Origin of the sequence: Alishewanella sp. d11, assembly GCF_049390205.1 — a bacterium.
Classification (GTDB): Bacteria; Pseudomonadota; Gammaproteobacteria; order Enterobacterales; family Alteromonadaceae; genus Alishewanella.
Map to the genome: position 1 here is coordinate 340,236 of NZ_CP186547.1, position 19,549 is coordinate 359,784.

A 19,549-nucleotide genomic window follows, 5' to 3' on the forward strand; every position below is an offset into this window, starting at 1 on the left:
TTATTTGCATTAATGGGGAAGTAAATTTATTGGAAATATCATCACTGTCATGGTATTAAATCTGGGGTATCGGTCAATAGTAATAAAGGGAATTTATGGGAGCTTCACTTTTTAGACATTTAAACGCCAAAATGGCCGAAGAGGCGGATAAAGCCCTCGTGAAAGAGCTGGAATTTATATCAAAAAAAATCAACTCACTCGATACGCAAGTTTTCTTTAAGCCTAGTAATTTATCAATATCTGGGATTTTTGATATATTGCCATGCAAAAAAATGACAATGTTCACTTATACGGTGAAAGTAGGATTTGCCAAAATCGTCGAAGAATCGATAGGTCAGTGTACGGGTGAAGTAAGACTGGTCTTTAGCTTTACAAACGACTCTGGGTTTGAAGAAATTAGGTCTGTTATTGAAAGACTAGTTGAGATAAATAACAAGCGCGTAACCGGCAGTACATTGGAAGTTTTAATTCAAAATCTATCACATATTAAATTTTTACAGCGAGATGACCATATAGTTTACGGGTCAGCGAATTTTTCGTTAAAGTCAGACTCTCCAGATCGGGAAATAGAACATGGACGATATCCTAGTTATGATGAGTTGCTTTGTGAAAGCGACTTTGGCGGCGAAGAAATTGCTGACCTCATGTGGAACTTTATGAAGAAGAAATATCCAAATATAAAGTCAGTGTGCATCCCACAGAATCCTGATGAAAAAACGTTAAATAATATTTGTGATCAAGTCTTTATAAATTCTTCTGCCAAGAACTCTTATAAGCAAGTTTGCAAGCCAGTATTATTTACCTCTATTAATCCGAAAGAGTTAGCAGATGGGATTTTCGAAATCCTTTCTATAGGCAAAGATTTTTTCGAAGATGATCCTGACCTCAGTTACTACAAAAATATCTATTCAGAAAGTCTAGATTCTTATTTAGGACACATCTGTTTACAAGCCGATGACAATATTCCAAACGAATTATATGATGAATTGAACACTCTAGTAGAAACTGAAATTGAAAAGTATCAAGCTAGATATACTTCTCTTGATTCAGAAATTGAAATTCGGTACAACACGAGGAAAGATGAATTATACAAGCCTATTCCCGAAGATCTAACGCGCTTGTATGACGAAGTCGTTAACGAAGTCAATAATGAAATTTCTAATCGAGAAGACAACTTTGTAGAGTCCTTCAATGATAAATTGAGAGACAAGTTGAGTGCTTTGATTTTAGAAAAAGTTGAAGATTATTGATATTTAATTTATCAGCCGGCCTTGTTAAACGCGCACATTACAAAGAGTTGAAATTGGCAAGCTTGTTAACCCGTAGGTCAAAACCATTTACGGCTCCATCATCCTATTGATACCAGCTTTTTAATGGTGTTTCTCATCTCGGTATACCAAATCTTTGCGAATGACAACCGTAATAATTCGGCACATGACGATTCCGAATTATTACGGTTAGAAATTATACCCTGTCGTTTATTGCTATTTAGTTTAGGTTTTTGAGTGAATCCAAATAATCAGCCCAGCCTTGCATCATTGCAGTTCGTTGCGCTAGATGTTTCGTACGATTGTAAGCTCGGCCATTCGGATCTCTGACTGAATGGGCAAGCTGGTGCTCTATCCAATCAGTAGGGTATTCGAGCTCTTCATCTAATAGCGTGCGTGCCGTTGCACGAAAACCATGAGTTGTAACCTCGTCTTTAGAATACCCTAACCCACGCATCCTGACTCGAAGTGCATCGGTAGAAATTGGCCGGTTTCTGTTTCGTGGTGATGGAAATACAAACGGCGAACCACCAGCTGTCGATTCTAATTCTCGCATAAGCACCATAGCCTGACTGCAGATTGGAATGATGTGGGCTTGATATGTTTTAGAGGCGTTAAATTCAATAATCCCTTTTTCAAAATTAACGTACTCCCAACGCAAGCGGCATAACTCGCCAGGACGACAAAAAAACAACACAGCGAGCTTGAGTGCTGCGGCAACCTGAAAGCACCCTCTTGAATCATCCAACGCTCTGAGGAAGGCTCCCAACTCTTTAGGTTCAACAATAGCGGAGTGATGCGTACGTTTTGGTTGTTTTAATGCACCTTTTAAAGCAGATGCAGGGTTACGTTCGCAACGTGACGTTACAATGCCATAGCAAAATATTGTTACCAACAATGCAAAACTGATCCACTTCAACAATTGAAATCTGATCCACTTGTTTTCACTATAGTGCCTTTTCGGGGGCACTTTGATCACAAAAGAAGAACTTATGAAAATTCAGATTTTGCATCAGCAAGGCCTTTCGCAGCGGGCAATCGCTAAACAATTAGGTATTTCACGCAATACCGTTAAGCGTTACCTGCGAGCCAAAATGGATACTCCTGTTTACTCTGCTCGTGAAAAAGGCCGCTCATTACTCGACCCTTTCAAGTCCTTTTTACACTCACGTATCGCACAAGCGAAACCAGTACACCTGTCGGGTGAAGTCCTGTTTCGTGAGCTCAAAGAACTCGGTTATAGCGGCAGTTTATCGTTGTTACGCCAGTACTTATTCCAATACCGTGGCAAGCCTACCCCTGAGCCTGTAGTGCGGTTTGAAACGGAAGTGGGTAAGCAAATGCAGGTCGATTGGGGGCAGATGCGTGGTGGCAAAGCCCCCATCCATGCCTTTATCGCGGTATTAGGGTATAGCCGGGCAATGATGGTGGTCTTCACCGATAATATGCGTTACGACACGCTGGAACAGTGCCACCGCCTCACGTTTGATTACTTCCAGGGTATCCCACGTGAGGTATGGTACGACAATATGAAAACGGTCGTGGTTGAGCGCGATGCTTATGGCGAAGGTGCGCATAAGCTTAATCAGGCCTTTTACCAGTTTGCTAAGAGCATGGGTTTTATCCCCAAACTGTGTCATACCTACCGGCCACAAACGAAAGGCAAAGTAGAACGTATGGTGCGTTATGTACGTGATAACTTCTTTCGCCCTCTGAATACCAAGTTAATGACGTTGGGCCAGATATTGATATCAATACCGCTAATGAACAGGTTGCCTTATGGCTGGATACGGTGGCACATCAACGCATTCATGACACCACCAAACAGAAGCCTGCAGAGCGGTTAGTAGAAGAACGTAAGGTGCTGCAAACATTGCCCCCTCGGCTGTTAGCAGTTGCGCCATCCTTGCCTGATAACAGTCCACTCCCTTCGTTAAGCAGGCTAAGCCAGCAACCACTGCACCATGATTTAAGTGTGTATGACCAATTGATGGAGGTCATATGAACTTACAATTATCACGACTTAGCGAATTAGCTACTGCGTTACAGTTACCGGGTATTGATGCGAATGCCTGTGATTTAGCCCAGCAAGCAGCAAAAGAAGAATGGGATTATCTCACCTTCCTTGAGCAGGCGCTTCAATGTGAAAAGCGTTCACGCCATCAGCGAAAGCAGCACATGTTTACCCGTATGGCGGGGTTCCCAGCAGTAAAAACCTTGGAGGAGTTTGATTACGCCTTCGCGACTGGCGTGCCTAAAAGGCAAGTTGCAGAATTAGCGTCGTTGTCATTTATTGAGCGACAGGAAAATGTGGTGATGCTAGGGCCATCAGGTGTGGGTAAAACGCATATTGCCGTTGCACTGGGTTATAAAGCGGTGCAGGCTGGGATAAAAACCCGCTTTATCAGCGCATCAGACTTAATTCTGCAACTGGCCACAGCACAACGCCAAGATAACTATAAGCAAGTGATGCAGCGTTCAGTTGTCGCACCAAGGCTTCTAATCATTGATGAAATAGGCTATCTCCCCTTTAGTGCGCATGAAGCAAAGTTATTGTTTGATGTGATTGCAAAACGGTATGAAAAAGGCTCGGTTATCTTAACCAGCAACCTGCCATTCGGTCAGTGGGGACAGGTCTTTGCAAACGATACCGCGCTAACTTCTGCAATGCTAGATCGGGTTTTACACCACTCGCATATCTTACAAATTAAAGGAGAAAGTTATCGTATTAAAGAAAAGAAACAAGCTGGATTAATGGATAAAACTAAAGAGTAGTGGATCACTTTTAAATTGTTGGGGTGGATCACTATTGGATTGTTGTTGACAAATATCAAGCTGCAGATGTTTTTAGCGCGATGTGCGGTTTCGACGGCCCCAGTATTTTCAATTCGCCTAAGCGCTTCAAGCACAGCAAGTGACGTTAGCTGGTCAAGGTCAAAACGACCGAGGACAGGAAGGAGATGGTTGTCTAGAATGCTCTGTGTGCGTTTTTGGTGCGTTAAGCTTTTATTTGCCATACGTACGCAAAACCATTCGCGAGCTACCGTCTCAAAGCTATTTAGATTGGCTGTTGCGCCAATGGTTTTTTTTAATTGCCGGTTAAGTGACGGATCGATCCCTCTTGCTAGCATCTCCAGTGCGGTTTTCTGCTCTGCTCTCGCCTGATCCAAGCTGACCTCAGGAAAACTACCCAGTGATAATGTTTTCTCTTTATCGAGGATCCAATATCGCAAACGCCAAAATTTTTTGCCTGATTTTTTTACGAGAAGCTGCAGCCCCTTCTCATCAGAAATCTTGTAGTCTTTTTCAGATGGGACAAATAATGCCACTTGCTCTTGAGATAACGCCATACGTACTCCATTATAAGGAAAAGTTGGTATGGGTAGCAGTTTCAGAAATCCCCTAAACACCCAGAAAAACACCCAAAAAACCCCAATTTACCCGGTTTTGATGGGTGCTTTACATGGACTATGGTAGACATTTACAGACGCTATAAAAGAAAAAACCCCGCAAAATCACGGGGTTATAGACAACAGTGTACTTTTGTAGACTCGAATCTGGCGGAGAGAGAGGGATTCGAACCCTCGTTAGGGGTTAACCTAAACACACTTTCCAGGCGTGCGCCTTCAGCCACTCAGCCATCTCTCCGGGGCTTGCTTAGCAAGCGCCGCTATACTAGGGAAAAAGCGGCGACTTAGCAATAACTATATGCAACACTCTAGCGTTATTGCCGCTATTTTAAACAGCGGGCAATAGTAAGCTAACCTAAGCGTTGCCTTTTACCTGCATTTTTTGCTCTTTGGCAAAGTTTAACATGCGATCTAACGGCAGTAAGGCGCGTTCGCGGATGGCCGCATCCACAAAGACCTCATGGCCTTGGTGATTAAGTAACGCCTCTTCAATAGCTTTGAGGCCATTCATGGCCATCCAAGGGCAATGCGCGCAGCTGCGGCAGGTAGCGCCGTTACCGCCAGTTGGGGCCGCGATAAAGGTCTTATTAGGCAGCAGTTGCTGCATCTTATAAAAGATACCGGCATCTGTGGCGACAATAAACATCTCGTTAGGCAGCGTTTGGCTGGCTTTAATCAGTTGGCTGGTTGAACCTACGGCATCGGCTAATTGCACTACGCTATCGGGCGATTCCGGATGAACCAATACTGCTGCTTCTGGATGCTGCTTTTTCAGCTCAATTAAGGCTTTGGCTTTAAACTCATCATGCACAATACAGGCACCGTTCCATAGCAGCATATCGGCACCGGTTTGCTTTTGCACATAGGCACCTAAATGCTTATCTGGGCCCCACAGGATCTTCTTGCCTTGGCTATCCAGATAATCTACTACATCAAGGGCAATAGAAGAGGTGACGACCCAATCAGCACGGGCTTTAACGGCTGCCGAGGTATTGGCGTATACCACTACGACTCGGTCTGGATGCTGATCGCAAAAGGCAGAGAACTCTTCGGCTGGGCAGCCTAAGTCCAGTGAGCAGGTAGCATCCAACGTTGGCATAATGACAGTTTTTTCTGGCGTTAAAATTTTAGCGGTTTCGCCCATAAATTTTACGCCCGCGACTAATAAGGTTTTAGCCGGATGCTGATTACCAAAACGGGCCATTTCCAGCGAGTCAGAGACACAGCCGCCGGTTTCTTCGGCTAAGGCTTGAATTTCTGGATCGGTATAATAGTGCGCGACGAGCACCGCATCTTTTTGCTGTAATAAGCTTTTAATACGCGCCTTGTAAGCTTGCTTCTCGTCTTGGTTTAATGGCACAGGCTTTTTCGGGAAGGCAAAGTCTTGCTCAGAAAAATACAACGGCTGGTCCATAGGATTTACTCAGTGGCTAATGAAAGGCGCGTATTATAGAAGAAAATTTACAAAAAGACAGTATTGATGCTGTTTGGTGGGTCATGATGGATTCGAACCATCGACCAACGGATTAAAAGTCCGCTGCTCTACCAGCTGAGCTAATGACCCAAACAGGATAACGCGAGAAGTGGTGGGTCATGATGGATTCGAACCATCGACCAACGGATTAAAAGTCCGCTGCTCTACCAGCTGAGCTAATGACCCAAACAGGGTAACGCGAAGTGGTGGGTCATGATGGATTCGAACCATCGACCAACGGATTAAAAGTCCGCTGCTCTACCAGCTGAGCTAATGACCCACTTCGGTGTACTTTGTTTGCGCGGTTTGGTGGGTCATGATGGATTCGAACCATCGACCAACGGATTAAAAGTCCGCTGCTCTACCAGCTGAGCTAATGACCCTAACCGCGGACGCATATCTTACTGATTTACGGAATTTCTGCAACCAAAAACTGTGATTTTTTGCTTAACAGCAGGCCAAGTGCTTAAAATGCCAGCGAAGCGCTGCTAATCTAGACAGTATTTTTACGATGAAGATGCTAATACTAAAGCACCAAATGAAAAAACCCGGCACTTGGCCGGGTCGATCATTTCAGCGCCTCAAGACGCTCTTTTGCCAATCTAGCGGCAGTAGAAGAGCCATGAGCAGATGTTAGCTTTTGATAATGCGTCAAAGCGGTAGCTTTGTCATTTTCACGCTCTGCAATCTGACCGAGCTTAAGCAATGAGTCAGCCACTTTGTTTGAGTCTGCAAAGTTATTCACTACGCGCTCAAATTGGGTTTTTGCTCTAGCAAGCTCACTGTTATTAAATAACAACTGTCCCAACCAATAATGCGCATTCGGCGCATACACTGAGTTTGGATAAGTACGCAAAAAAGATTCAAATTCGGGAATAGCAGCATCATAGCGCCGATCTTTTAGCACCATGTTAACTGCTTTGTCATAAGCGTCGGTTTCGGAAATATTTCCTGAAACCATAACTGCAGGACTGTTTGTAACAGGAGTCGGAGCAGCAGTGGTATTAGCACTTTGCCCCGCCCCCTGTACAGCACTCACCCGGCGTTCAATTTCCTGGTAAATATCGCGTTGACGCTGAACAATTTCATCCAGCTGATACGAATGAGTTTCTGTGACACCACGCAACTCACTGACTTCATCCAATAAGATTTGCAACTGTTGTTGCATTCTTACCTGACCTTCAGCCCGGGCTTCAACAACCCGCTCCAATGCTGCAAGTCGCTGTTCCATAGAACCTGCAGCAGGCGAAGTCGCGGATGAAGCTGGTCTGCTGCTTCTGCCTATCTCAGTAACAGGCGCCGGATTTGCCCAAGCGCCAACACTGACTAAGGACATTGCTATAAGCAGAGGTTTTATCACTGTCATCCTCATTCATACCTTTAGTTAATTAATATACTAATACCGCGCGACGGTTTTGTGCGTATGCTGATTCGCCAGTAGCACGAACTGCTGGCTTCTCTTCACCGTAGCTTACTGTAGAAATTTGACCAGCGCTTACGCCTAAGTTTTGTAAGTACTGAACTACAGAAATAGCACGACGCTCACCTAAAGCGATGTTGTACTCTGGAGTACCACGCTCGTCAGTGTGGCCTTCTACAGTAACACGTACGCTTGGGTTTGCACGTAAGAATTCGCCGTGCGCTTGTAACAGCTCAGCGAATTCTGGACGAATGGTTGCACGGTCAAAGTCGAAATACACTGTGTTTTCGCTACGCAGTGCTTCCATTTTTTGACGCATTTGCTCAGCAGCTAAAGCCGCTTGATCTACGCGTTCAACTTGAACTGTTTGGCCAGTTGTGGCAGATGTGTCAGCATCACCAGCACCCGTTGAAGATTTTGAGCTACATGCCGCCAGTGCTAACACTGGAACAGCAATTAATAAGCCTTTTAACACTTTGTTTAAGTTCATAATATTGTCCTTAGATTAATTTACCAAGTTTTACCAAGTTTTTGTTTTATAAAAAAGGTGACCACGCTGGCGATTTCACCTGTCCATCCGCCGCCGGTAGTCTTGCTTTAAAACGACCATCCATAGAAACCAGTGCCAGCACCTGCGAACGACCATGCATAGTGCTGTAAATAATCATAGAGCCATTAGGTGCAATACTGGGCGACTCATCCAAATTGGTCGCGGTCAGCACTTGCATAAAACGGCTCTGTCTATCCATACGGGCAAGCTGATAGCGTCCACCTGTACGATTTACCATTACAATAGATTGCCCATCAGGCGAGAAAGTCCCTGCGAGATTCATCTCACCTTGGAAAGTTAACCGCCGCGTATCACCCGTAGTTAAATTGACGCTGTATAGCTGAGGGTTACCACCGCGCTCTGAACTAAATACGATCTCTTTACCATCTGGAGACCAACTTGGTTCTGTATCGATTGCTCGATGGTTAGTAATACGCGTCAACGCCTTAGTAGCGATATCCATCACATAAATTTCTGCATTACCATCTTTCGACAACACCATGGCCATTTTACGGCCATCAGGAGACCAAGTTGGGGCGCTATTAATGCCTGGAAACGAGGTTAAAATTGTCCGGCGACCCGTATAAATATCCTGAATAAAAATTTGTGCCTGCCGCTTTTCAAAAGTGACATAGGCTAACTTAGTGCCATCTGGAGACCAGTTTGGCGACATCAACGGCTCTTTTGAACGAAGTAGCACTTGTTCATTATAGCCATCATAATCTGCAACTACGAGCTGATAAGGAAACTCAGTATTGGGTCGAACCAGCACATAGGCGATCTTTGTTAAAAAAGCGCCACGCTCACCTGTCAGCTTTTCGTAAACAATATCACTAATACGATGCGCATATTGACGGAATTGGCTGCCATTAATAGTGGTGGTACGACTATCAAGCATAAAGTGAGCCGTTGTTGAGAGCTGCCCCTGATTCAACATTCGACTGTTTAAACCAGTATTACCTTTGAGTACATCAATAAGCTCGAATACTACCTCATAGCGATCAATGCCAACTTCTGTCACTTCACCCATTACAATAGCTTCAACACCTTCTTTAGCCCAAGCGCTAAAGTTAATCTCTGCAGATGTCGATGGGCGCTGTGGCATTTTGATAAAAGGAATAGGGTTAAACTTACCGCTGCGCATTAAATCTGCCGCAACAACCTCAGCAATATTCTCTTTCGGTAAGGTAGTGCCTTTAAACGTAAAAGGTAATACCGCCACCGGCCTTGCTGAATCAACGCCACCGGTGATAATAATTTCCAAAGAAGCATGCGCTTGCATGCCAACCAACAGCATTAAGCTGCAAAAAACTGTACGTAGTAATTTAGTCATCATCAAAACTCTGGTGCCACCGTTAACGTTATGTCTTTGAGTTGGTTATACACATCTGGGTCGGATGACATTGGAAAAGTACCGACACGGTTAACCGCCCGAACTGCCGCATCACACACTACCCGTTCGCCGTTTATCACATTGACACTGGTTACAAAACCATTGGTTGCCAGTCTAATATTCACCCTGCACGTGCGTCCGCGCATCGTCGATTCATCTTTGATTAGGGTTCTGTCTATTGCATCACTAATCATTGCCGTATAACGTTGAACCTCTGTCACCGCTTGTTGGGCTCTGGCACGACGTCGCGCATCAGACTCCGCGGCTAACTGTTCTTGCAATAAACGCTCTTGCTCAGCACGCTGCCGATCTTCTCTCGCTTGACGCTCACGTTCAGCCTGGGCTTTTGCTAAGGCTTCTTGCTCAGCTTTACGCTTTGCTTCAGCTGCTTTTGCGGCATCTTCGGCTTTTTTACGTTCGGCTTCACGTGCTATACGTTGCTGTTCTGCCACTTTGGCCTTAGCCGCTTCAGCTTCTTGCTGTTTTTTTGCTTCTGCTGCAGCACGACGCGAAGCCTGAGCGGCTTCATCAGCCTTACGTTTTTCTTCTGCAACTCGCTTTAAACGGGCTTCTTCTGCTGCTCTAGAGCGCTCAGCTTGTTGGGCTCGACGTTCTAAATCACGAATACGTTTTTCTTCAGCTTTTCTAGCCTCTTCTTGCTGCTGTTTAATTTCCGCAACACGTTGCTCTAATTCTTGCCGATCAATCGCTACCGCCTCTACTGGGGGCGGTGGTGGCGGAGGGCTTGAAGCACCAGCACCCGCTTCACCTGAAATAATAATTTGTGTCGGCTTTGGCCAAAAACTCAATGAACTGATAAACAGGACTAACACTATACCCAAATGCAAGGCCACTGACTTAGCCAGCGGCGTTTGCCACCACTTTGCCACTAAATCAGACTTCATTATCAGTCATCAACCCAACAGCGGGCGCTCCAGCATTTTTCAACACATTAATTAAACGAATAATGGAGTTATAATCAACTCGCCCATCGCCCTTAACAATAACTTGCGTACCAGGCTCAATACTTAACCAGCTTGCTACCTCAACTGTTAACTGTGTTGCCGTAAAAGGCCCTTGATTAACACCGTCTTTTTCAAAATAGTACAAACCTGCTTCATCAACAGTAGCAACTAAAGGCGTTTTGCCATCCTTTATCTGCTCTAATGGCTCTGCTGCTGATTTTGGCAACTCAACCTTTACACCTTGCGTGATGATTGGCGTGGTTACCATAAAAATAACTAACAAAACCAACATGACGTCGATATAGGGTACTACATTAATCTCCGCAACCGGACGGCGTCTTTTTCGGGCATAAGTCATTAGGCTTGCTCTCCGCTGGTAACAGCCTGACGATGTAAAATATTCGCAAATTCTTCTACAAAATTAATGTAGCTATTTTCTAATTGCTCAACCTGAGTTGAAAATTTGTTGTAAGCGATTACTGCTGGAATGGCAGCAAATAAACCAATGGCTGTCGCAATCAAAGCTTCTGCAATACCTGGCGCAACCATGGCTAATGTCGCTTGCTGCACTGCGCCTAAGGCAATGAATGAATTCATAATACCCCATACGGTACCGAATAAACCGATGTAAGGGCTAATAGAACCCACTGTCGCCAAAAAAGGCAAATCTGCTTCTAACCGTTCGACTTCGCGAGACAGGCCGACCCGCATAGCGCGATGCGTACCATCCATGACAACAGCTGACTGCCGGCTTGTTTTGTGCATTCTGGCAAATTCTTTAAAACCTGCTTTAAATAAAGCTTCCATGCCATGGGCATGTTGGCGCGCACTGACTTCAGCGAACAGTTTTGATAAATCGATCCCTGACCAAAACCTGTCTTCAAATTTTTTGGCATCATCCAAGGCTTCTTTTAATACTTTCTTACGCTTAAAAATCATCGCCCATGAGATCACTGACATCCCAACCAGCGCCAGCATTACTGCTTGAACAACTATACTGGCTTCTAGCAATAAATGCAGAATCGAAATTTCACTTGCCACGTGTTAACACCTCTATAATTTCTGCTGGTATCATCTGCGCTTTTAACTGCACTGAATCCACACAAGCGACTTTTACTTCTGCATGACAAATTAATTGGCCTAAAGCATTAAAAATGTCTTGTTTAAACACCATGCTAGCACGCTTTAAACTGCTGATTTCACTTAATACGGTTAGCTGCTCATTAAACTTCGCCGCTTTCTTGTTCTGCATCTGAACTTCAGCCACAACAAAGGCAACCTGTTGTGCTAACCAGATATCCTGCTCAACTCCAAGGGCACGCAACCATTCGGTGCGCGCTCGTTCGAAGTATTTCAGGTAGTTAGCATAATAAACAATGCCACCAGCATCGGTATCTTCATAATATACCCTTACTGGCCAGGAGAAGCTGTTTCGCTGCATCTGAATCCGTATTCTTTCGCGCTTGTATGATAATTAAGCCAGCACACGAACTCAATTGCCTTTATGCGAAAACGACAACTATATTTTTTCGCGCTGACCACTTGTTTTTTAGCAAAACATTACATCGACTCATTATCAAGGGTTAAGTTCCATTTTTAAAGGCCTTAACACGTTAAAATGCCATTAAAACACGTTAAAGTCCTTTTGGGTCAAAATGTAAAAAAGTAATCTGTTTTATAGTGACAACATTAGCTGAACAAAGACTGAATGCATAGGAGACAAGTGCTCTAGAACCCATCACCCATAAACAAAACACTCTCCCCTCAAAATAAACATTAATTTTTCTAATGCCAAAACCGTGTTTTTTCTAGTTTGAAGTAATTGCTCCAAATCTTTATCATACGCAGGTGTTCTGAGCTAGCGCAAAGACAACTTAAAAAGTGGTAGCGGTTTTTAGTTGTTTAGTACAGGTCACTTAACAATGAGACTTTGTGAGAGAGGTTTTGTTGTTTGCTCCAAACATGTTCCCTGGATTTATTGAAGCACTCCTTCAACTTGTTGCTTGCCCGCTTCCTGAGCGGGCTTTTTTTTGCCTAGAATTCAATGAGTATTGCCATTTTCTGTGACAATAACTTCATACCCCCTCTTTAGTTCTAGAAAAAAGCACAATACCCCTTAAAGCCTTCATCTTTGAAAATACCAGAGTGTTAGTTACTTCAATTATTAGTCTCAGGCAGATCAAAGCCTAAATGTTGATAGGCTCTAGGCGTGGCAATTCGACCACGGGGGGTGCGCTGAATAAAACCTTGCTGAATTAAAAAAGGCTCTATCACATCTTCAATGGTTTCTTTTTCTTCACCAATTGCGGCGGCTAAATTGTCTAGGCCTACTGGGCCACCCATAAACTTATCGATAATAGCGTCTAACAATTTACGATCCATATAGTCGAAGCCTTGCGCATCCACATCGACCATTTTTAATGCCGCTGCGGCCACCTCTACCGTAACCACGCCATCGGCTTTAACTTGAGCATAATCACGTACTCGGCGTAATAGCCGATTAGCAATACGGGGCGTACCGCGCGAGCGACGAGCGATTTCGATAGCGCCAGCTTCGTTTAGCTGCATATTTAAAAAATGGGCTGAACGTTGAATTATTTGACTTAGCTCTTCTACTTTATAAAACTCCAAACGCTGCACTATCCCAAAACGATCGCGCAGCGGTGAGGTTAAGGCACCCGCTCGTGTTGTAGCGCCCACTAAAGTAAAAGGCGGTAAATCGAGTTTGATCGAGCGAGCAGCAGGCCCCTCACCTATCATTAAATCTAACTGATAATCTTCCATCGCCGGATAGAGGATTTCTTCAACCACTGGGCTTAAGCGATGGATCTCATCAATAAAGAGCACATCGTTTTCTTCCAAGTTAGTTAGTAAAGCGGCTAAATCGCCGGCTTTTTCTAACACGGGTCCCGATGTGGTCTTAATATTCACGCCCATTTCATTAGCAACAATCATCGCTAAAGTGGTTTTACCCAAGCCAGGTGGGCCGAAAATCAATAAATGATCTAAAGGTTCACCACGGCCACGCGCCGCTTCGATAAAGATAGCCATTTGCTCGCGCACATGCGCTTGGCCAGTATAATCCGCCAGCGATTTTGGTCGAATAGCCCGATCAATAGCTTCATCTTCTTTTAAAGCTTTTGGTTGGATCAGGCGATCTGCTTCTATCATACATAGCCTTTACTTAGTTAAATGTTAGCGTGTTAAATCATGCTTTTTAACGCAGCTTTAATCAACTGCTCACTGCTAATACCGGGGCTTAATTGCTGCTTCACGGCTTTTGCTGCTTGTAATTGCGAATAGCCAAGACCGACCAGTGCACTAATGGCATCTTGCTCAGCAGAAGCCGGAGGCGCAAAGAAGGCTTCATCATCTTGCAAAATCAACTTATCGGTCACGGCAGTGCTGGCAGTAACGCCCCAATCTTTGAGGCGATCACGCATTTCGATCACCAGCCGTTCGGCGGTTTTTTTGCCGACCCCGGGTAATTTTACGAGGGTACTAATGTCATCAAACTGCACACAACGAACAAATTGCTGCGCGGTCATCCCCGATAAAATAGTTAGGGCTAACTTAGGACCTACACCATTAGCTTTAATTAACTGCCGGAACAAACTGCGCTCGGTTGGGTTACTAAAACCATACAATAACTGCGCGTCTTCCCGCACCACAAAGTGGGTATAAATAATGGCAGTTTTCCCCACCTCGGGTAAGGCATAAAAGCTGGTAAGGGGTAATTGTACTTCGTAACCTACTCCAGCCACCTCGATTAACAGATCCGGCGGCTGTTTTTCCAAAATGGTACCGTTTAAACGTCCAATCATAATGTGGTCTTTTTCTTAAGGTTAAGTCGGTTTCGGCTAAAGTCAGCAGCATAACCTATGCTGAATACCTTATGCAGCATAATCTGGGGTTATCCGCATCCAGACTAACATCGGCGTGAAGATAACTAGGAATTCACGCTAACGTAATCGCCCACGCACGGTTTTGCGCGCCTGCCCTGCCATAGCGATTAAGCTTTGCTGGGTATGAGCATGGCATAACGCAACCGCTAGCGCATCGGCGGCATCGGCCTGCGGGTTGGCAGGCAGTTTTAGAATATGTTTTACCATATGCTGTACCTGCGCCTTATCGGCTGCCCCTGTCCCGACTACCGCTTGTTTTACTTGCCGCGCAGAATATTCATGCACGTCCAACCCAGCGTGTTTTGCTGCGACTATAGCAGCACCACGCGCCTGACCAAGCTTTAACGCCGAGTCAGGGTTGCGCGCCATAAATACTTGTTCAATGGCAAATATCGTGGGCTGGGTTTGCGCGATAATCTCAGAGACACCATTAAAAATGTGCAATAAGCGCTCAGGCAACTCATCGCTGCCCAGACGGATACAGCCACTGGCAATATACACAAACTTGCCAGCCTGTTGCTGAATAACACCATAGCCGGTTAAACGACTGCCGGGATCGATCCCCAAGATAATATTCAAGCGCTCTCCAGCGCGCAGCGTATTGCGCTTAGGGTCATTGGCTTTGTCAGGTGGAAGCCGCAGCGCATCACTCTAACTCAGCCATAATAGCATCGCTGATATCGGCATTATGATACACATTCTGCACATCGTCAGAGTCTTCTAAGGCATCTAGCATCTTAATAAACTTGACTGCATTTTCAGCATCTAACTCGGCCCGCGTATCAGGCAGCAGGGTCACTTCAGCATTTTCCGGCTTAAAACCGGCTGCAATTAGCGCTTCTTTTACTTCGTTATAGCTGTCTGGGCTGGTTAGCACTTCAATGCTGCCATCGCTTTGCGTTTGCACATCATCCGCACCGGCGTCTAAAGCCACATCTAACAATGCATCTTCATCCACATCAGGGCCAAAAAACAACACGCCTTTACGGTGAAATAAGTAGTTTACCGAGCCAGTAGTGCCCAGATTGCCACCATACTTAGTAAAAGCATGTCGGACATCAGCCACCGTGCGTTTGTTATTATCGGTCATGGTTTCTACAATAACCGCTACCCCACCCGGGCCATAACCTTCATAAACCAACTCTTCATAATTATCACCCTCTTGCATACCCGCACCCCGCTTAATAGCACGATCGATGGTATCGCGGGTCATATTTTCAGACAGGGCTTTATCTACTGCTAAACGCAATCTGGGGTTGGCACTGGGATCGGGGCTAATGCGGGCGGCGACGGTCAGCTCGCGGATAATTTTGGTCCAAATTTTACTTTTCTTTGCATCTTGACGGGCTTTGCGATGCTTCATATTCGCCCATTTGCTATGTCCAGCCATTTGTTACTCCTGCAGGATAGCAAACAGCGGGGCTTAGTGTCCCGCTGTATTCTTACTTAGACTTATTGCTCAGTTAGGCTTTGCTGACCACCTGAATACCTAGCTCCGCCAGCTGCTGTGGATTAGCTTCACCCGGTGCATCAGTCAGTGGACAAGCCGCAGTAGCAGTTTTGGGGAAAGCCATCACATCACGGATAGAGGTTGCACCAGTCATTAGCATTACTAAGCGATCTAAACCAAAAGCTAAACCAGCATGTGGTGGTGCACCATATTTTAAGGCTTCGAGTAAGAAACCAAATTTCTCAGCCGCTTCTTCATCACTGATCCCCAATAAGGTAAAGACCTTAGCCTGTACCTCAGCGGTGTGAATACGCACCGAACCGCCACCTAACTCTGTGCCATTTAATACCATATCGTAGGCATTTGATAGCAATTCACCCAGTTTTAACTCGGTGTTGGGCGTTGCTAAAAACGCCTGTGTATCTAAAGGCGAGGTAAACGGATGGTGTACTGCCGAGAAACTGCCATCATCGTTTTCTTCAAACATCGGGAAATCCACTACCCACAGTGGTTTCCAGCCAGCTTGAGTGATGGCTAAATCTTCACCCAGCTTTAAACGCAGTGCGCCCATGGCTTCGCATACAACTTTATAGCTGTCGGCACCAAAGAAAATCAGATCGCCATTAGCCGCATTGGTCCGAAATAATATTTCGCTGATAATCTCTGGCGTTAAGAATTTCGCTACCGGCGACTGAATACCCTCAGCACCTGCGGCAATATCATTTACTTTTAACCAGGCTAAACCTTTGGCACCGTAAATGCCGACAAAGCTGGTGTAATTGTCGATATCTTTACGTGACACTTTTTCAGCGGCGCCTGGCACTTTTAACGCCACCACACGGCCTTTAGGATCATTCGCCGGACCTGAGAATACTTTAAACTCAACGTCTTTTAGCAAGTCAGCAACGTCCACAAACTGCATGGGGTTACGTAAATCTGGCTTATCAGAACCGTATAAACGCATGGCTTCCCAGTAAGGCATCCGAGGGAAGCTGCCTAGGTCCACACCCAGCAGTTCATTAAACATCTGGTGCACCATTTGCTCCGTGATGGCCATGACCTCTGCTGAGCTCATAAAAGACGTTTCAATATCGATCTGCGTAAATTCAGGTTGGCGATCCGCACGTAAATCTTCATCACGGAAGCATTTAACAATTTGATAGTAGCGGTCTAGGCCCGACATCATCAGCAATTGTTTAAACAACTGGGGGGATTGCGGCAGCGCAAAGAACTGGCCTTTATGCGTGCGGCTTGGCACTAAATAATCGCGCGCACCTTCTGGCGTAGCTTTAGTTAAAATAGGCGTTTCAACATCTAAAAAGCCGTTACTGTCCATAAAGTTACGGACAAAGCTGGTGACTTTCGCCCGAAACTTTAAGCGCTCGCTCATTAACGGACGGCGCAAGTCTAAATAGCGGTATTTTAAGCGCTGCTCTTCGCTGTTTTCATGGTTAAAATCTAGCGGCAATGGCGCAGATTTATTCAGGATCGTCAGCTCGCTGGCATAGACTTCCACCGCACCGGTGGCCATGTCTTTATTGATCTGTGACTCAGGACGGGCGCGCACTTCACCTTTAATTTGAATACAAAATTCATTACGCACAGTGTACGCCACCGCAAACAGATCGTGTAAATCTGGATCGCAAACCACTTGCACCAAGCCGTCACGATCACGCAAATCGATAAAAATCAGACCGCCTAAATCCCGACGCCGATTCACCCAACCACTTAAGGTGACCTGTTGACCGACTTCATTTGCTGTTAACTTACCGCAATAATGACTACGCATTAATTTATCCTTTATCAGAGCATCTACGCTTACTAATTTTAATGCCGGCAATTATAGCGAAATGCGCTTTAATGTCACTGCCCCGAGCCGAAAACTCTGCAATCACCGGCAAGCAAAGCGATAAGTTTTCTGCCAAGGGCAAAATTACGGTAAACTATTGCCATTATTGCGTGTTTAGTTAGCAGGTTTTTAATGCAAAAAGATCATGTTTACGCTGAGCCTTTAGCTCATATTCAGGATTTCCGTTTTGATGATGCCGTGGCCGATGTGTTTCCGGATATGATTCAACGTTCGGTGCCAGGTTACCAAACCATTATTCAAACCATTGGCAAGCTGACCGCCCGCTATCAGCAAGACAACAGCCATTACTATGACTTGGGGTGCTCGTTAGGCGCAGCCAGTTTAGCGATGCGCCGGCATATCACGGCGGCGAATGGCAAAGTGATTGCCGTAGATAACAGTAGCGCCATGCTTGAGCGTTGCCAGCGGCATCTGCAAGCGTTTCGCTCAGAGGTTCCCGTGGAAACGGTGTTGGCTGATATTCGGCAAATAACGATTGAAAACGCTGCCGTCGTGGTCCTCAATTTCACTTTGCAGTTTTTACCCCCCGAAGATCGCGATGCATTAATCAGCCGCATTTACCAAGGCTTAAAGCCAGGCGGTATGTTAATTCTGTCGGAGAAATTTAAAACTGAAGACAGCACAACCAACGAGCTACTGATCGATTTGTACCACGACTTTAAACGCGCCAACGGCTACAGCGAATTAGAAATCAGCCAAAAACGCACGGCACTGGAAAACGTGATGCGGCCGGATAGTTTGGCTACACACGCCAAACGCCTGCAACAGGCCGGATTCAAATCGCATAATGTTTGGTTTCAATGTTTTAATTTTTGCTCGATGTTTGCCATTAAGGACTCAGCCTGATGTTAGATTTTTCTGCTTTTTATGCATTACTGGCGCAAAGCCGCTTAAGTCCTTGGCTAGAAACCTTACCCGCGCAACTGGCTAGCTGGTCAAAAACCGCTTTGCATGGCGATTTTAAACAATGGCAAAAGGTGCTGGCTAATTTACCAAAAACTGCAGTAAGCCATATAGAACTGGTCAAGGCCGTAGAATTTGGTTCAGCAGCCGATATTAGCGCGGGTGAAGCTGAGCGCATCCGCTTCTTATTACAGCAGCTAAAACCATGGCGCAAAGGCCCTTTTAATATTCATGGAATTGAGATTGATACCGAATGGCGCTCCGATTGGAAATGGCAACGGGTGCTGCCGCATATTAGTGATCTGACGAATCGTTATGTACTCGATGTTGGCTGTGGCAGCGGTTATCATTTATGGCGGATGCGCGGTGCTGGAGCGAAATGTGTAGTCGGTATCGATCCCTCGCAGTTATTTTATGCCCAGTTTCAGGCCATAAAACATTTTAACCCCGATCCTGCCGTAAACTTAATTCCTATCGGTATCGATGAAATGCCAGTGTTAAAACAGTTTGATACGGTATTTTCGATGGGTGTGCTTTACCATCGGCGCTCGCCAGTGGATTTTTTACAGCAGTTAAAAAACCAGCTGCGTCCGGGCGGTGAATTAATCATAGAAACCTTAGTGGTTGAGGGCGATGCACAACGGGTATTGATGCCGGGTGAACGCTACGCCAAGATGCGCAATGTCTGGTTTATTCCTAGCACCGCAGCCTTAACCCAGTGGCTAAGCCGAGTCGGCTTTAGCGATATTCGGGTGGTGGACTTAAATACCACCTCGTTAGAAGAACAACGCGCGACAGCCTGGATGGAAAATGAAAGTCTGATTGATTTTCTAGATCCAAATGATCATAGTAAGACTATTGAAGGCTATCCGGCACCACTTAGAGCAGTAATGATTGCTCGCGCTTGATAAATAGCGTTTTCGGTGATGTTTAGCTGACGC

Annotated in this window: 19 protein-coding genes, 5 tRNA genes and 1 pseudogene; 5 read left to right on the forward strand and 20 right to left on the reverse strand. The window is 45.3% G+C overall.

Translation table 11 applies throughout. The features are described from left to right. The first annotated feature begins 95 nt into the window (after nt 1–95). Nucleotides 96–1,250, forward strand: a complete 1,155-nt coding sequence (locus tag ACO1PK_RS01635; protein WP_423186948.1) for a hypothetical protein — start codon at nt 96–98, stop codon at nt 1,248–1,250. A 238-nt stretch (nt 1,251–1,488) separates the two neighbouring features. Here the strand turns inward: ACO1PK_RS01635 and ACO1PK_RS01640 are convergent, their stop codons facing one another. Then, nucleotides 1,489–2,190: a tyrosine-type recombinase/integrase gene (locus tag ACO1PK_RS01640; protein ID WP_423186949.1), complete on the reverse strand. Its 702-nt coding sequence runs from the start codon at nt 2,188–2,190 to the stop codon at nt 1,489–1,491. A gap of 49 nt (nt 2,191–2,239) precedes the next feature. Here ACO1PK_RS01640 and istA point away from each other — a divergent pair. Both istA and istB read left to right on the forward strand, forming a co-directional pair. Further along, nucleotides 2,240–3,273: pseudogene (istA, locus tag ACO1PK_RS01645) on the forward strand (IS21 family transposase). After that, nucleotides 3,270–4,043: an IS21-like element helper ATPase IstB gene (istB, locus tag ACO1PK_RS01650; RefSeq protein ID WP_423186950.1), complete on the forward strand. Its 774-nt coding sequence runs from the start codon at nt 3,270–3,272 to the stop codon at nt 4,041–4,043. Before istA ends, istB begins: the two are co-directional and overlap by 4 nt. Here the strand turns inward: istB and ACO1PK_RS01655 are convergent. From ACO1PK_RS01655 to aspS, 19 genes are all read right to left on the reverse strand, one after another. After that, nucleotides 3,989–4,618, reverse strand: coding sequence for a tyrosine-type recombinase/integrase (locus ACO1PK_RS01655; protein WP_423186951.1), 630 nt, complete (start codon nt 4,616–4,618; stop codon nt 3,989–3,991). The genes istB and ACO1PK_RS01655 overlap by 55 nt on opposite strands. Nucleotides 4,619–4,826: 208 nt before the next feature. Further along, nucleotides 4,827–4,916, reverse strand: a tRNA-Ser gene (locus ACO1PK_RS01660). Between the two features lie 117 nt (nt 4,917–5,033). Next, entirely contained in the window at nt 5,034–6,092 is a 1,059-nt protein-coding gene (nadA, locus tag ACO1PK_RS01665; protein WP_423186952.1) for a quinolinate synthase NadA, read from the reverse strand. Nucleotides 6,093–6,166: 74 nt separating this feature from the next. Beyond that, nucleotides 6,167–6,242 (reverse strand) — tRNA-Lys (locus ACO1PK_RS01670). 20 nt (nt 6,243–6,262) lie between these two features. Beyond that, nucleotides 6,263–6,338: transfer RNA gene (locus ACO1PK_RS01675), tRNA-Lys, on the reverse strand. An 18-nt stretch (nt 6,339–6,356) separates the two neighbouring features. After that, nucleotides 6,357–6,432, reverse strand: a tRNA-Lys gene (locus ACO1PK_RS01680). Between the two features lie 27 nt (nt 6,433–6,459). Next, nucleotides 6,460–6,535 (reverse strand) — tRNA-Lys (locus ACO1PK_RS01685). Nucleotides 6,536–6,720: 185 nt separating this feature from the next. Beyond that, a complete protein-coding gene (ybgF, locus tag ACO1PK_RS01690; RefSeq protein ID WP_423186953.1) occupies nt 6,721–7,518 on the reverse strand; it encodes a tol-pal system protein YbgF in 798 nt (265 codons plus the stop codon). A gap of 22 nt (nt 7,519–7,540) precedes the next feature. Continuing rightward, nucleotides 7,541–8,062 (reverse strand): peptidoglycan-associated lipoprotein Pal, encoded by a 522-nt coding sequence (pal, locus tag ACO1PK_RS01695; RefSeq protein WP_423186954.1) that lies wholly within the window; start codon nt 8,060–8,062, stop codon nt 7,541–7,543. 46 nt (nt 8,063–8,108) lie between these two features. Beyond that, nucleotides 8,109–9,455: a Tol-Pal system beta propeller repeat protein TolB gene (tolB, locus tag ACO1PK_RS01700; RefSeq protein ID WP_423188255.1), complete on the reverse strand. Its 1,347-nt coding sequence runs from the start codon at nt 9,453–9,455 to the stop codon at nt 8,109–8,111. A 2-nt stretch (nt 9,456–9,457) separates the two neighbouring features. Continuing rightward, on the reverse strand, nt 9,458–10,420 hold the full coding sequence (tolA, locus tag ACO1PK_RS01705) for a cell envelope integrity protein TolA (RefSeq protein ID WP_423186955.1): 963 nt from the start codon (nt 10,418–10,420) through the stop codon (nt 9,458–9,460). Beyond that, the gene (gene tolR, locus ACO1PK_RS01710; RefSeq protein WP_423186956.1) at nt 10,410–10,838 is read right to left on the reverse strand and encodes a protein TolR; all 429 of its coding nucleotides are present in this window, start codon (nt 10,836–10,838) and stop codon (nt 10,410–10,412) included. Before tolR ends, tolA begins: the two co-directional genes overlap by 11 nt. After that, nucleotides 10,838–11,521, reverse strand: a complete 684-nt coding sequence (gene tolQ, locus ACO1PK_RS01715) for a protein TolQ (RefSeq protein WP_423186957.1) — start codon at nt 11,519–11,521, stop codon at nt 10,838–10,840. The genes tolR and tolQ overlap by 1 nt, the downstream gene beginning before the upstream one ends. Further along, entirely contained in the window at nt 11,511–11,921 is a 411-nt protein-coding gene (ybgC, locus tag ACO1PK_RS01720; protein WP_423186958.1) for a tol-pal system-associated acyl-CoA thioesterase, read from the reverse strand. The genes tolQ and ybgC overlap by 11 nt, the downstream gene beginning before the upstream one ends. A 716-nt stretch (nt 11,922–12,637) precedes the next feature. After that, nucleotides 12,638–13,651: a Holliday junction branch migration DNA helicase RuvB gene (gene ruvB / locus ACO1PK_RS01725; RefSeq protein ID WP_423186959.1), complete on the reverse strand. Its 1,014-nt coding sequence runs from the start codon at nt 13,649–13,651 to the stop codon at nt 12,638–12,640. A gap of 32 nt (nt 13,652–13,683) precedes the next feature. Then, entirely contained in the window at nt 13,684–14,304 is a 621-nt protein-coding gene (gene ruvA, locus ACO1PK_RS01730; protein ID WP_423186960.1) for a Holliday junction branch migration protein RuvA, read from the reverse strand. A 138-nt stretch (nt 14,305–14,442) separates the two neighbouring features. Further along, nucleotides 14,443–14,964, reverse strand: a complete 522-nt coding sequence (gene ruvC / locus ACO1PK_RS01735; protein ID WP_423186961.1) for a crossover junction endodeoxyribonuclease RuvC — start codon at nt 14,962–14,964, stop codon at nt 14,443–14,445. Nucleotides 14,965–15,031: 67 nt separating this feature from the next. After that, on the reverse strand, nt 15,032–15,775 hold the full coding sequence (locus tag ACO1PK_RS01740; protein WP_423186962.1) for a YebC/PmpR family DNA-binding transcriptional regulator: 744 nt from the start codon (nt 15,773–15,775) through the stop codon (nt 15,032–15,034). A gap of 73 nt (nt 15,776–15,848) precedes the next feature. Beyond that, nucleotides 15,849–17,624 (reverse strand): aspartate--tRNA ligase, encoded by a 1,776-nt coding sequence (aspS, locus tag ACO1PK_RS01745; protein WP_423186963.1) that lies wholly within the window; start codon nt 17,622–17,624, stop codon nt 15,849–15,851. Between the two features lie 192 nt (nt 17,625–17,816). On the opposite strand from aspS, the gene cmoA reads away from it, so the two are divergent. Together cmoA and cmoB are read left to right on the forward strand one after the other, a co-directional pair. Beyond that, nucleotides 17,817–18,551 carry a carboxy-S-adenosyl-L-methionine synthase CmoA gene (gene cmoA / locus ACO1PK_RS01750; protein WP_423186964.1) on the forward strand — a complete coding sequence of 245 codons (735 nt, stop codon included), beginning with the start codon at nt 17,817–17,819 and terminating at the stop codon, nt 18,549–18,551. Then, nucleotides 18,551–19,516, forward strand: coding sequence for a tRNA 5-methoxyuridine(34)/uridine 5-oxyacetic acid(34) synthase CmoB (gene cmoB, locus ACO1PK_RS01755; RefSeq protein WP_423186965.1), 966 nt, complete (start codon nt 18,551–18,553; stop codon nt 19,514–19,516). The genes cmoA and cmoB overlap by 1 nt, the downstream gene beginning before the upstream one ends. Nucleotides 19,517–19,549 lie beyond the last annotated feature (33 nt).